The organism is Paenibacillus jilunlii (assembly GCF_900102965.1).
Classification (GTDB): domain Bacteria; phylum Bacillota; class Bacilli; order Paenibacillales; family Paenibacillaceae; genus Paenibacillus_AQ; species Paenibacillus_AQ jilunlii.
This window is the reverse complement of record NZ_FNGM01000002.1, coordinates 348,616-361,756: the sequence shown is the minus strand read 5'-3', so window position 1 is coordinate 361,756 and position 13,141 is coordinate 348,616. Positions and strand designations below refer to the sequence as shown.

General features: G+C 49.3%; 11 protein-coding genes. 2 read left to right on the top strand and 9 right to left on the bottom strand.

Annotated elements, in window-relative coordinates; genetic code table 11:
- The coding region (locus BLQ82_RS31280; RefSeq protein WP_074647929.1) for a hypothetical protein at window positions 1–295 on the top strand (295 nt) is incomplete at its 5' end.
- 35 nt (window positions 296–330) lie between these two features.
- Here the strand turns inward: BLQ82_RS31280 and BLQ82_RS06360 are convergent.
- On the bottom strand, window positions 331–2,394 hold the full coding sequence (locus BLQ82_RS06360) for an SWIM zinc finger family protein (RefSeq protein ID WP_082722546.1): 2,064 nt from the start codon (window positions 2,392–2,394) through the stop codon (window positions 331–333).
- A 107-nt stretch (window positions 2,395–2,501) separates the two neighbouring features.
- The gene (gene udk / locus BLQ82_RS06350) at window positions 2,502–3,137 is read right to left on the bottom strand and encodes a uridine kinase (protein WP_062520644.1); all 636 of its coding nucleotides are present in this window, start codon (window positions 3,135–3,137) and stop codon (window positions 2,502–2,504) included.
- A 212-nt stretch (window positions 3,138–3,349) separates the two neighbouring features.
- Here udk and BLQ82_RS06345 point away from each other — a divergent pair, with 212 nt between their 5' ends.
- On the top strand, window positions 3,350–4,441 hold the full coding sequence (locus BLQ82_RS06345; RefSeq protein ID WP_062520751.1) for a threonine aldolase family protein: 1,092 nt from the start codon (window positions 3,350–3,352) through the stop codon (window positions 4,439–4,441).
- A gap of 53 nt (window positions 4,442–4,494) precedes the next feature.
- Here the strand turns inward: BLQ82_RS06345 and BLQ82_RS06340 are convergent, their stop codons facing one another.
- From BLQ82_RS06340 to BLQ82_RS06310, 7 genes are all read right to left on the bottom strand, one after another.
- Window positions 4,495–5,448, bottom strand: coding sequence for a DUF3800 domain-containing protein (locus BLQ82_RS06340; RefSeq protein ID WP_062520646.1), 954 nt, complete (start codon window positions 5,446–5,448; stop codon window positions 4,495–4,497).
- A 182-nt stretch (window positions 5,449–5,630) separates the two neighbouring features.
- Complete coding sequence (locus tag BLQ82_RS06335; protein ID WP_062520648.1) at window positions 5,631–6,176, bottom strand: hypothetical protein; 546 nt, start codon at window positions 6,174–6,176, stop codon at window positions 5,631–5,633.
- Window positions 6,177–6,368: 192 nt separating this feature from the next.
- Complete coding sequence (locus tag BLQ82_RS06330; RefSeq protein WP_062520650.1) at window positions 6,369–7,682, bottom strand: glycosyltransferase family 2 protein; 1,314 nt, start codon at window positions 7,680–7,682, stop codon at window positions 6,369–6,371.
- 668 nt (window positions 7,683–8,350) lie between these two features.
- Complete coding sequence (locus BLQ82_RS06325; protein WP_062520652.1) at window positions 8,351–9,889, bottom strand: lipopolysaccharide biosynthesis protein; 1,539 nt, start codon at window positions 9,887–9,889, stop codon at window positions 8,351–8,353.
- A complete protein-coding gene (locus BLQ82_RS06320; RefSeq protein WP_062520655.1) occupies window positions 9,879–11,012 on the bottom strand; it encodes a polysaccharide pyruvyl transferase family protein in 1,134 nt (377 codons plus the stop codon). The genes BLQ82_RS06325 and BLQ82_RS06320 overlap by 11 nt, the downstream gene beginning before the upstream one ends.
- On the bottom strand, window positions 11,009–12,064 hold the full coding sequence (locus BLQ82_RS06315) for a glycosyltransferase family 2 protein (protein ID WP_062520656.1): 1,056 nt from the start codon (window positions 12,062–12,064) through the stop codon (window positions 11,009–11,011). Before BLQ82_RS06315 ends, BLQ82_RS06320 begins: the two co-directional genes overlap by 4 nt.
- A gap of 31 nt (window positions 12,065–12,095) precedes the next feature.
- On the bottom strand, window positions 12,096–13,001 hold the full coding sequence (locus tag BLQ82_RS06310) for a glycosyltransferase family A protein (protein ID WP_062520658.1): 906 nt from the start codon (window positions 12,999–13,001) through the stop codon (window positions 12,096–12,098).
- Window positions 13,002–13,141: the final 140 nt, after the last annotated feature.

Here is a 13,141-nt window from a genome sequence, read left to right as displayed (position 1 = left end):
TACCTCTGAATACGCTGCAAACGGGCCACTGGTGGAAATGAGAGGTAAAAATACCTCTGATTCCGCCGTGAACGATCTGCTGGAGGAAACAACGGCAGAAATGCCGTTGTTAAGCGCGCCGAGGCCAGAACAGGAGGAAACAACGGCAGAAATGCCGTTGTTAAGCGCGCCGAGGCCGAAGCAGGAGGAAACAACGGCAGAAATGCCGTTGTTAAGCGCGCCGAGGCCGGAACAGGAGGAAACAATGGCAGAAATGCCGTTGTTCCAGCACTGGGGCCTCGGGTGCGCCGGATAGCTGCTTCAACGCGTTCCGCGCAGATTGAAGTTTGCTCAAAAGCTCTCCAGCAGCTTGGTCAGCTCATCCCTAAAGGCTGGCCGATTGGGGTAAGCGGCCAGGAGTGAATGCGCGGCCTGCTCAGCAGTCGCGGAACCGGCGGCTTTACGGAGCTTCCGGATGGTCCCGCAGACCTGCCGGTAGTGATTGCGCGTAGAAGATCCAGCAGCTGACTGCTTGATATAAGACTGGAAAATGGCGACCACCTCCTGAAGGTGGCCGGCCAGAAGATGCGGATAATATTCTTCAATCTCCCTTGGATACTTCTGCACATACTTCAGCAGCCGGTCGAATTCTTTCTCCTGTATCAAAAGCTTCGTGTATACATTATTCCACGACCAGTGCTGCTCCAATCTGTCCAAGATCGCGTTATAGATTGGCGGCCACTCCGCGGCTGGATACGCAGATTTAACGGCAGGATAGTAGGACAGATCTCCATCACATAGCAGCTCCATACCGAGATCCCTCTGAGCCAATGTATCTCCCGACAACTTATAGGCTTCATACCGGAGCTGCCTCCACTTGCTGACGAGTCCTGGCAAACGGTCTGCACTGTCCTGCGCTTCCCCTTCCTCAGCCAAGCGAATTGCCTCATCATACCGGGCAGCGTCGAGCGCAAGACGGATAGCTTGCTCGCGGAAGGAGGAGTATTGCAGGTTGTTGTACAGATAATCCTGCAATTCTTCACCGCTGTCCTGCTTCTTCAGCTGTTCCAGACGGATTTCAGCCACGCCGGACGCAAAGTACTGACTGCTCCGGGATCCCGAATCGGAGCTTTGACCTAACAGCTTAGCTTGTTCATCCCACAGCGCTTGCAACTCCTCTGAAACGGCTAGCTCGTTAGCACATCGGAGCAAATCAAGCTGCCAGTCCGGCCATCCGTCAATCTCCGGATGCTGCGTCATGTCCAGCACCAGATGAAACAGCGTCTCTGCGGTCTCTGGCGGCAACTGCTCCCCTAACTCTGCAACCTCAAAGATACGATCCAGACTGTCCTCAATCATGCCGCCCACAGTGCCGTTCGAATCGTCGGAGGCCTGAAGCAGTTCCAGCATTTCTTCAAGGATGCACAGGTTGATTCGCACCGCCTGGAGCGGATTATTTTCTTCAAAGACCTGAACTGCTTTGGCAGCGACCAGTTCGGCGCCCTGTAGAGCCTTGTCCACTTTTCCCCAGCCCACAAACCCGTGCCTGTCTGCATACAGGTCAATATAAGAGCGGATCAAATCCCGATAGTCTTCAATTCCATCACTGTTCTGGGCATCGGATAAGTAGATCCGGATTCTCTGCTCTGTCTGTTCCGAAGCCAGTGCGAGGGATAACAGCAGGGAGACCAGCTCGCTTTTGTCCTTCATCTCCAGCATCTGCTGCAGACTTGCAGCCGGGGCTGATTCGAATCCGGGGGGGCCGGCGTCATCCTGCAAATGGTCCCTCAGATACATCAGCACCGCGGCCTGATGTTTGCAGATTGCATCCACATCATATGGACAACTGCATGAGGATGAAAGCACCCTATCCTGTTCTCCAAGCTGCACCAGCACTTCGTAAAGCTCGGTTCCGGCGACTCGTGCCCGGTAGAGGCCGGGCTTCAGCTCATGGACGGACTCCACATGGCCGGAGAGAAGGTAGTCCTCTCCTCTTTTCATAATCACACTGCTAATGCATCTGCTCAGATCAGCCAGGTTCATGTACCGTTCACTCCTATTCAAGCGGGATTTATAAATGCATTTCCATTCATCCCAGAGATCAAGCTCATAGAGCACATCTTTAAAGCTCCGGAAAGGCTTGTGTCCATTGAGGGCATTAACCAGCATCCCTTCCCGGTCCGATTTCGTTTGGTACGCAAAATTTTGCATTACTTGATAGGCCGTGTCGCTGTCGGATGTCGGGATATAAATATACCGCTCTTCACTCTGCTCATCCTCCCAATCGATTTCCGGCTCTCCGGTCTCGAATTCACTGCCATCCATTCTAATCTCCATGGCTTCCAGATCGAGAACGTAAGAATGTTCGGAGGAATGATTCAAATATACGAAAATTAGCTCGTCCATCAGCGTCATGATGAAACCACTGTCCTTTAGTTGTTATCTATCCCAATTATATCAAAGTTGGTTCACGCCAAAAAAGCCGCCGGGAGCTCCCGGCAGCCTTTACTAAACTTGTATCCTTACTTTCCAGTCCACTGATGATCGCCCGACAGATATTTCTCGGTGAGCACGGACAGCAGCTGGATGCCCACTTCGTTCTGCCCGCCCTCGGGAATGATCAGATCGGCGTATTTTTTGGACGGCTCGATAAATGCTTCATGCATCGGTTTGACTGTAGTCAAATACTGGGTATGGATGGAACGGATGGTCCGTCCGCGTTCCTCGATATCCCGGAGGACGCGGCGGAGAATACGCACATCCGGGTCCGTGTCGACAAAAACCTTAATATTAAGCTGCTCGCGGAGCTTCTCGTCAGAGAGGACATGCAGCCCTTCCACAATGACGATGTTGTTCGGCAGCAGTTCAACGGTCTTATCGGTAGAGCGGGCATGAACGGTAAAATCATAGACCGGGGCATAGGCTGCCTGTCCGGCCTTGAGGCAATCCAAATGCCCGATCAGCAGCTCGTTGTCAAAAGCAAGCGGATGATCATAATTAATCCCTCCGCGTTCTTCAAAGCTGAGGTACGAGTGGTCTTTATAATAGTTATCCTGAGATATGAACGTCACTTTATCTGTTCCCAAACGGTCAATGACGGAGCGCGCTACCGTTGTTTTGCCGGAGCCGGTTCCGCCGGCGATACCAATAATGAGCATGGTGTTGTACTAAACCTCCCTAAGCGATTGCCTTTGCAATTCCAATATTGTAGCACAGCGATGCATTAATTTCACCTGAACAGCAGGGAACAAAACGTGAACTTTCGAAAAAAAGCGGATTTGCGGCAGAAAATGATATAATTTTCTCAAACTGGTTATACGCAAGCAGGTTGGAAAGGAGAGTTCAGGGGATGAATATTAGCAAAACACCAATGGATAACAGTAAATCTCTGTCAGAAGCTTTTAATGCTGCACCTGTGCAGCTGGCAGGCCACGGCAAACGGGAGGTCCGGGTGCTGAAGGAGGCTTTTGCCGGGGTCGAGGAGCATATGGCCAGTGATATGTACGGTACGGGGGAGCTAATCGAGGAATTTCAGGCGGAGATGGCGGAGGTGCTGGGGAAGGAAGCGGCTGTGTTTTTTCCCAGCGGCACGATGGCGCAGCAGATTGCGCTTAGAATCTGGAGTGACCGCAAGGGCAGCAAGCGCGTAGCGTACCATCCGCTGTGCCACTTGGAAATTCATGAGCAGGATGGACTAAAAGAGCTGCATCATCTGCAGCCGCTGCTGCTCGCGGGCAAGGACCGTCTGATTACACTCGAAGATGTGAAAAACATGGGTGCCGGGATCGCCTGCCTCCTGCTGGAGCTGCCCCAGCGCGAGATTGGCGGACAGCTGCCGGACTATGCGGAGCTTGAAGCGATATCCGCCTATTGCCGTGAGCAGGGCATTATGCTGCATCTGGACGGCGCGCGTTTGTTCGAGGTGCTGCCGTATTACGGCAAAACCGCCGCTGAAGTCTGCAGCCTGTTCGACAGCGTATATATCTCTTTTTATAAAGGCATTGGCGGGATCGCCGGAGCTGTTCTTGCGGGAAGCGGGGATTTTACCGGAGAATCGAAGATTTGGAAAAGGCGGCATGGCGGGGACCTGATCAGCCTGTATCCATACATTATCCCCGCCCGGCATTATTACCGGCAGAGAGTGGACAAGATGGGGCAATATTATGCGGGGGCCAAGGAGCTTGCGGCTCTGTTCAACGGCTGCCATAACATAAGCACGCTCCCGGAAGTGCCGGTGTCGAATATGTTCCATGTGCATTTTGCCCTGTCCAGGGAGCAGGTGGAGCGGATTCTGATCACATTCAGCGAGGAAACCGGTATCGGATTTACCCCGCGTCTGAAGGAAACCGGCGAGTTCTCCTGTTCTTACGAATTGAACATTGGAGATTTATACGGCGGCATTCCTAAGGCGGAGCTGGAAGCGGCGTTCGGGCTGCTGGATCGACTGCTGAGGGAGGCGTGAGGGTGGGGGGAACAAGCGGTACGTTAGCTGTGCCGCTTGTTGATTTTTACAGGTTATAGCAACAAAAAATAATTCCTGCCTCTGCCTTCGAGTTCATCTTTATAGCCTAGCATCATTCTCAATCTTGTATTGGGATATCCCATCAATTCTCTGTAATCTCTGGTGGGTTTATGAGGATGTTCTAATAAAATCGAGTTTAACTTTGTCATCTCCTTGGTATCATACTGTGATTTGTAAACAATAAACCTCGATATATAATTGCTTATTGGCAATTCGGACAGAACATCACTGCCATCCCATTGAAATAACTTTATTTGTTTTTGGAACCTTTCAATATTCAATCCTTCTAATAAGAATCGGTAAATCAGATCACTTTTTATTAAGGAAGCATCAGAGTTTTCGGTATAACCCTTCTCCATCAAGTAGACAACGATCCCCATAAATGTATCAATAATTTGCAAAGGTATGGATTCATGAGAATGAAGTGAGCGAACGGATCTAATGGTATATCTTTTGTTTCTATAAACGGAGTGGGCATTCATTTGCTCTTTAATTTTCGAATACAATCGTAATGCACTATATTCATCGCTCCGATCGACACGTATATTCACTTCAACATTGCTTGGCAGATTCAAGTGACGTGTAACGCCATAAAACAGTCTTTCAGGGATTTTGATATAAAATAATTTGCGAAGCTCCAGCATGCTTAAATTCATTTCTTTAGCAATTGAATAAGCGTTTTCGTTGTTGACAATAATTATATTTATATTCACATCTTGGCTGATTACATAATTTAGTATTTTGAAATATTTTTTTATGTATTGGTCATGATTATATTCCCTAAAATGGAGCTCACTTTGTGTATGTAAAGCTGTGCATATCTCTTTTACTGTTCTCGTAGTTTGATCCATAGTTGTATCCATTCCGCCGTAAGCGCCATAATAAGAAAATGCTTTATTTGGCTGATCAATCTTATTAGCCTCATCAAAATATAAATGAAAACTCACTCCGTAGTTTCGCTCCTTTCATTTTTTCGTGCAGCAGGATACACTTGACTTCTGCATTTATGCATAATACTATTAACATACACATATACTGATTTAAGTGTAGTCTTCTCCGCTTCGTTAGTAGAGCTGGCTGCACTTTGAAGACAACCCTTCTCCGCTTCGTTAGTGGAGCTGGGTTTTTTTTATTTATGGTATTCATCCTCCGACTTGACCATTTGCAGGCTGTATTTTAGTGTTTGTAAACCTTCAAGATGGATGATGGCTTTCATAATATCTGCTGCTTCTGTATAGTCTCTGAAATCTCTTATATCAAAGCTTTTGAGATCTATATTTTCTATTAATTGTAGTACATCTATTATTTTTGCTTTTATTTCCACATAATTTTTATAATTTTTGCTGGTTGAAGAACTGGATTTTGTTAATAGTTCCTTTACTGAGGGAGAGTATACTGGAACTTCAATAAGACCCTTTTCATTTTGCAGTTTTTCAGTAGGGATAAATATTGCAGCTCGCCCTTCGTTTTTTTTAAGTACATATTTTGGATATCGCTTTTCTAAGTCCCACAAGGCAGACCTATATTTACCATTCTTCTGGTTATCAGGTTCGATAACCTGCTTCAATACACTTTCCGTAAGGAATCTGAGGTCTGCAAGGCTTTTTCCTTTGGGATGTTCAGCTAACAATGTTAGAGCGGTTGTTCTAATGACTTCAGAAGCAGGTGTTTTCATAGTATCTCCTTTCAATTTGTACGTCTAAGATAACTTAGATAATATGTTGGAGTCAAGCGAACATCTCAAGAATTTTATCAACGAATGTTCCAATTACACCAAGTGGACTTATATACTATTTCAATGTGATGAAAAAACAAAAGACACCTTTTTGAGGTGTCTTTTGTTCTATCTGGCTGATATCGATGCAATCTACCGGTTCAGCAATGCACGGACAAACGACACGCGCAGCAGCTGTTTTTTCATCAGCTTGGTGCGGAACTGGCGCTTCAATTGGCTGTAAGCCTTGGGGCAATGCTCGCTGGCCCAGCTGTACATGGACTTGAAGTCGGTGTGGCTTTTGGCGGAATTCATCAGATAGTACGAAATGGTGTCATACACGTTGTGGTTGAACCATTCATTCATTTCCGTCTTGCTGTAGCCGTAGCGCTCGATGGCCATGTTGCGGATCAGCCGTTTTTCCTCCAGATTCTCGATCAGGAAGGACTGGCTGAGGTTAAACGTAATATTGTTTCCATGAATCCGGTACACTCCGGCAAAGGTGTCGATAAACCCGGCATCCCCGATCAGCAGGGCGCGCAGGTAGATGGAGGCGTCGTTGACCATATTCATGTTCAGGATGTCCATTTTCATCAGAGTGTCTCTTTTGAAGATGGCCGTCAGGGTAGAAGCTGGTTTGGGATAGCCTTTTTGTTCAAAATTCTTGAAGTAGGCCTCCTTCGGGATAATCCGGCTTAGCGGCAGGCTGGACGGTTTCAGCTGTTCCGTCTTGGAATACTCCAGGAACACATTCGCGGCCACAAAAGCGATCTCCGGGTGCTGCTGGTGAAAATAGACAGCTTTGCTGAAGTAGCTGCGGTCAATCAGATAATCATCGTCGTCCAGGAAAAGCGTATATTCTCCGTCGCCATGGGCTTCAAGAGCCTTGCGCCGATTATGGCCCGGGCCCTGGTTAGTCTCGTTCTGCATAAAAATCACACGCGGATCATCGCCGAAACTCCGGCTCATGAGTTCTGCCGTGCCATCGCTGGAGCAGTCGTCTATCACCGTGATCTCCTTATGAGGGTAATCCTGCCGCAGGATGCTCTGAACGGCCTGGTGCAGGAACTCTTTTCTATTATAGGTAGTGATAATTACACTGACCTTGGGAAGGGTAGAAGGATCGGCGGATGAAGGAAAAAGAATCTCCTGCTCTCCGCGGTCCGCTCTTAACTCCGCAAGACCCTTCATCAATTCAAGGATATTCACGGCCTGAATGTTGAACTGCCGGGACAAGTAATAATCCAGTGCATCCTCCGATGCCCGCTGCGCCAGGTAGGCCTCAATCACCCCGGCCAGATTCTCGAGATTCTCCTGGACTCCGCCGGTCCCGCTGCCAATACTGTCCCTGCATCTCCGTATAAGCTCTTCGCTGGACAGCGCCCCGGCGGGCGGATGCTGTATATCTTCGTTGAGCTGGTTCAGCAGGCGGTATCCGGCCTGGTGCAGTTCCTCGCTGTGAGCCATAATTAGACCTCCTCAAAGTTTGGTAAGGTTAAGCTTCCTTGTATCCCCGTCGTACAAAACTTACTTCGTAAGCATAGGCTAGGTTTTATGGAGCTGGGCTCCCTGGAATCACTTCGTCATAAAACCCGCACCGTAAGTGCGGACTAAGTTTCATGGAGAGGGGGCTCCCTTTTTACCGGAAATATCGTCCAGTAGATTTATTTAGAGTAATCTGTCTCGGTATGTGGATTGGATTAGTGGATTTTCTACACTTAATTTTGCCGGTGCAACGGGTCTGTGAATGCGAAGTGGAAAAAGTACACCTAAATCAGCATATTCAAGCTAATTTCGGCGAAATGGTATGAATTAAAGTTACTTTTTCCACTTAAATTTCTAAAAATCACTGAAAACGGAAAATCAAATGCCCTTTTTCCACTTAATGGGGGATTAGGAGGGTGGGGAGCAGACCAAAGGGTGATCAAGACTGGCTGTCTCCACGACGGGTCCTCATAACTAACTATTATCGCAACTAGTATCCCCACGACTAGCTATCGCCCGACGGGCGTCTTCACGAATATGTCTCCGCGACTAGCTATCCCCGCGACTGGCGTCCCCACGACTAGCTATCGCTCGACCGGTGTCTCCGCGACCAGCTATCCCCACGACGGGCGTCCCCACGACCAGCCATCCTACGTCTGGCTCGCCGTAACCTTGCTGCGTTTGAGCTTCAGCTTCGTTCGGAAGCGTTTGGCGTAGCCCCACGCGTAGAGGAAAACCTCGCGTTCCATCAGAGAGCCGACGATGTAATAAATGGGCAGAATCACCAGGCCAAGCACTACGCCCCATAGAATGACGCCGGTGTACGAAGTGATGCTGAGGTCGAGCTTGGTGGTGATAAAGACAATAGCCGCGAACACGGCGACATTGATCAGCCATCTGCGGAAGGTTACCCAGGGGCTGCGCTCCAGCAGCACGCGGCTGGCGTAGACCACGATATCAATCGAGCGGTACAGCAGCGCGGCGATGGTTCCCATCAGCACACCGTAGATCCCGAAGAACAGGACGAAAATAATCGAAGCGCCCAGGTTGATGGCCGACTCCATAATCGAGCGGAACTGGGTGTTGCGGAAATGTCCGGCAATCGTGATCAGATTGTTGGACGATGTGCGGGCATTGGTCAAGAGCTTGATGACTACGAACAGAATCGGCAGCCAAAAGTTAATATAGTCCACATCGTTGACCCCGGCGGTATACAGCCGCATGAACGGCAGAATTAGAATATACACCACGGTCAGAATGGAGAAGATCAGGCCCATGAAGTAGACCTCATACGCATCGTAGAATTTGACAAAAGCCTCTTTGCCCTCATGATAGCTCTGCCCCAGTGCCGCCTTAATGCTTCCGTTGACGGTCTGGACAATGTTGTCGACAATCGTGAAAATCATATTGTACATGACATAGATGCTGACCACCTTCAGGTTGGTGAAGATCGTCAGGATCAGCACATCGGTGTTGCGGAAAATCAGATAGGAGATTTCATGCACCATCACCGAATTTTTTTGCCCGATGGCTTCAAAGTCCGGTTTCCGGGTAAGATCAATCCATTTGTAATTCCGCTTCGCATAGATATGGAAGGCGACGATCTGCAGGACTGTCAGCACGAAAAAGGAAGCCTGCACGGCAATAATGTCCACGCCCTGCAGCAGCAGGATGATCCGCACCACGTTGTTCAGAATGTTCGCAATCGTAACGATGGAGGTTTCAATATAGCTTTTGCCCTCGGCGATCAGCAGCACCCTGAATTTCCCCTGGTAGTAATAATTGATCGCCCCGCCCAGGCCCGAGAATAAAATAATCGCCATAATGCTCAGCTTGTTGATCTCCGAATGGATTACCAGCGGGTAAATGACCGCCAGCAGCACGACCGAGATGAAATAGTAGATCCCGGTTTTTTTGTAGTAGCTGGAGGTGGCGGACAGAATCGAATTGATATGATTGTAGTCATTCTTGGCAACCGGCTTATACAGGGCCTGCAGCGAAGCTGCACCGACACCTGCTTCCAGCAGAGCAAAGTAGCTGATGATCTGCACAATGGATGCGATCAGACCGTTGGCCTCGGAGCCGTAATTGACCATGATCAGCCGGGGGATGAAGAAGCCGAGAATAATGGTGATGACCTGGCTCGTAAGTCCGAAGCCCAGGTTCAGCATACTGCGTTTAGCTTTCATAACTTCTTCTCCCTTCCACAAGCGGCGCCGGTGAGAGGTAAGCATCGAGCTGCTCGAAATGCTTCTCCGCCTGGTTCGCCTGCAGCGTCACATCCAGGCTGTTCGTAGTCATGGACTCAAACACCTGCTCGGGAGTCACCTCGTTCAGATGCGCGAAATCCGTATATTGCCCGTGAAAATGTGCATCCTGCATGACATTGATCATTTTGCTGCTGTACGCTACCGGAAACACGGGTTTGCCAAACACCCAGCCGAGAATCATCGCATGGAAGCGGGAAGCAACAATGAAGCTTGCGCCTGCCAATGCGCCCAGAATCTCAGCGATATCCGTCTTATAAAAGTGAACCTGCGTCTCACGCTGCAGCTCCGCCGGAATAAGGCCCAGAATTTGCCCGATCGCTTCCTGGTCCCCTTCATGCTGGCAGAACGACAGAAAATGCACGGCATAGCCCTGCTGAATGAAATGGATTGCAACATCTTTCATTTTTTCATAATAGAGGTTGTCAAAACCGCTCAGGGCCTTGGAGGAAGGCTTGATCACCGAGATGGCGATATACTGCCCTTCCGGAGCATTTCCTGCGGCCTGATCATACCGGAGCTGAAAAATAATGTCCGGGGCCATTCTGACGTTGCCCAGATCCTTGAACAAATCATAGGAATACTGCTCTCTGAACGAGATGTCGGTATATTCCTGGAAGATCCGCCGGTGTTCCTCATAATAGGCCTTATCGGTAAAGGGGCCAAAGTTGGCGCCCATTAGATAATACGGTTTGCTTTTGTTGCGCAGGCCTTCGTTATTTGCCACATATTCAGCCCATTGCTCACCTTGCATAAAAATCGACCCGCCAATATGCACAGTGCCGTCTCCCTGATCGACCAGAAACTTCTGCATGAAGTTTGGATGGAGCTTCAGCTTGCGGAAGAAGTAGTTGATCCCCCTGAACAGCACGGAGTCGGAAGCATAGACCTTTAGATTGCCGAGATCCTTGAAGACCACTTTATACAGCCGCGGGGCAATCAGCAGGAACTGGGTATCGGGGTATCGTTCGCACAGGACCTTGATAAACAGATCATCGCCGAGATTAAATTCAGTGTATGCGTAGATCATCATTTTCTTCTTCATATCTTAATTTCCTTTCTGCTGATCACGGCTTTGAGCTTCTGTTTGAACTGCAGCCAGCTACGGTCCAGATGAACCAGCCTCCCGTACAGGGCCGGAGAAATTAAGAAGGCTTTGATCTGAAAGGCAAGCTGCCGGTCATCCCCCTGATAATTCCGCATAATCGCCAGCATTTCCTGATTCACACCGGGGTAGGCGAGTTCGATGTCATGAAGCAGCTTGCGGGTACTGATGCCGCTCGTGCCGTTCAGGCAGGTCTTGAGATTGTAAAAGTAGTTCTCGGTCATTTCGCGGTTCAGCAAGAGATCCGATATCGTGTGAACCTCATGGAAAGGATGGGCGCTGAAATACTCAGCCACCCGTTTGAAGGCGGCGACGACATCGAATTTGTTCACATTGTACGTCCCCGTGATCGATGAGGTCCGCTGCAGATAATAGGACAGCACATCAGGGATGGAGATGACCCGGGAGGCCCGGGACAACGCCTTATAGATAAACTCCTGATCCTCTCCGTTCACGCAGCGCTCGGTATACGAGATGCCGTTCTCCAGCAGGAAGGTGCGCTTGAAGGCAATGCTGCCGGTCCAGATCCGCAAGGTTTTATGCACAAAAATATTCTTCAGCGCTTCACTTCCCGTAGTATCGGAAGCTGCTGAAGTGAAGCTCACGATCGTTGATCCATCTTCACGGACCAGATTATAGCCCCAGCAGAGAATGTCCGTCTTCCCCCCGGCAGTAGAGGACTCTACCCGCTGCACCAGACTGCGGTCCGCGTAATCATCACCGTCCAGAAACAGCACATAGTCACCGCTTGCGGCGGCCAGCCCTGTATTTCTGGCGGCACTGACCCCGCCATTTGCCGTTCGGATCAGCTTTCCCCGCAGAATGGGGTGGCGCGCGAGCATCTCTTCCGCAACCTGGGCCGTACGGTCCCTGGACCCGTCATCCACCAGAATCAGCTCGAACTGCTTCTCGCTCTGATTCAGGAGTGAATTCAGCAAGGGCTCGACATAACGTTCTAAATTATACATGGGAACTACAATGCTTAGGCTCATGCGGCCACTCCCTTCCTGAAGTAATGACCGGTTATCCGGCAGTCTGTCTGGAGAAGATTTCTTTCAGTCCTTTTTTGTAGCCTTTGATGGCTGCGACATTCTTTTTGGGCTGTTCCCGGAGGATGAGATAAAGTGTAGTCCAGACAAGAGCGAGATATCCGATAGGACCTGATTTCTTATCCTTCAGCAGATACACATGGTTCAGCACCCGGGTATAGGCCACGTCTTCAAGGTTGTCTCTGGAAGCCGGTGACTCGTGATGCAGAAGCTTCAGTTCGGGATTGATATAGAGGGGGCCGGATTTTTGGGCGATGCGTGACATAAGAATGTCTTCGCCGACGCTGTAGCTTTTGAGCCAGGGCACGGGTCCCAGATCCTTAATGGCCTCCTTCTTGAACGACATGTTGCAGCCGTGCTGGAATTCGGTCTTGAAGATCTTCTTCGCCTTATGCCAATTGTACATGGAGCCTGCTTGGCCGCTTAGAGAGAGCTTGCCGCTCGATAGAGATTGCTGGAAGGACAGCAGACAGCGGATTGTGCCAAGGAAGCTGTTGCTCATCCCGATGGCAATACCGCCAACCCCTGCGCAGTTTGGATAGTCGAGGTAGGTTTGTAGCAATGTGGACAGATAATGTCCGGGGATTTCGACGTCATCGTCAAGGAAGAGAATCTTATCCATCGTGGACAGTTCCACAGCCTTGATCCGGGACAACCATAATCCCCGGTCTGTCTTGCTGTGATAAATAAAAGAATAACCGCATGCGGTCAATAACGTTTCGAATTCGCTTAGAATTTCTTTGGGTATGTCGCCGTCATCTATAATGATAACCTCGATGGGGGAGGTCCGGCCTATGTCCTGTTTGGTGATAGAATGAATGCACCGTGTCAGGTCCTGTACCCGATTCCTCGTGCAGATAACCACTGACAATCCTTGCATATACTCCACTCCCTTATCCATTTCTCCCATTCTATGTTTGGTATTATAACCTGGGATTATAAGCTAACTTAAGCTTACTATTGGCAGAGAAAGGTTGTATATACTACTTTAGTTTACTTATTGGCTGCCACGGTTTAGAT

Excerpts from the sequence above, each read along its gene's own strand:
- BLQ82_RS06320 (WP_062520655.1), bottom strand. The coding sequence starts at position 11,012 with ATGAAGAAGAAAATGATGATCTACGCATACACTGAATTTAATCTCGGC.
- BLQ82_RS06345 (WP_062520751.1), top strand. The coding sequence starts at position 3,350 with ATGGATAACAGTAAATCTCTGTCAGAAGCTTTTAATGCTGCACCTGTG.
- BLQ82_RS06325 (WP_062520652.1), bottom strand. The coding sequence starts at position 9,889 with ATGAAAGCTAAACGCAGTATGCTGAACCTGGGCTTCGGACTTACGAGC.
- BLQ82_RS06335 (WP_062520648.1), bottom strand. The coding sequence starts at position 6,176 with ATGAAAACACCTGCTTCTGAAGTCATTAGAACAACCGCTCTAACATTG.
- BLQ82_RS06330 (WP_062520650.1), bottom strand. The coding sequence starts at position 7,682 with ATGGCTCACAGCGAGGAACTGCACCAGGCCGGATACCGCCTGCTGAAC.
- udk (WP_062520644.1), bottom strand. The coding sequence starts at position 3,137 with ATGCTCATTATTGGTATCGCCGGCGGAACCGGCTCCGGCAAAACAACG.
- BLQ82_RS06310 (WP_062520658.1), bottom strand. The coding sequence starts at position 13,001 with ATGCAAGGATTGTCAGTGGTTATCTGCACGAGGAATCGGGTACAGGAC.
- BLQ82_RS06315 (WP_062520656.1), bottom strand. The coding sequence starts at position 12,064 with ATGAGCCTAAGCATTGTAGTTCCCATGTATAATTTAGAACGTTATGTC.
- BLQ82_RS06360 (WP_082722546.1), bottom strand. The coding sequence starts at position 2,394 with ATGACGCTGATGGACGAGCTAATTTTCGTATATTTGAATCATTCCTCC.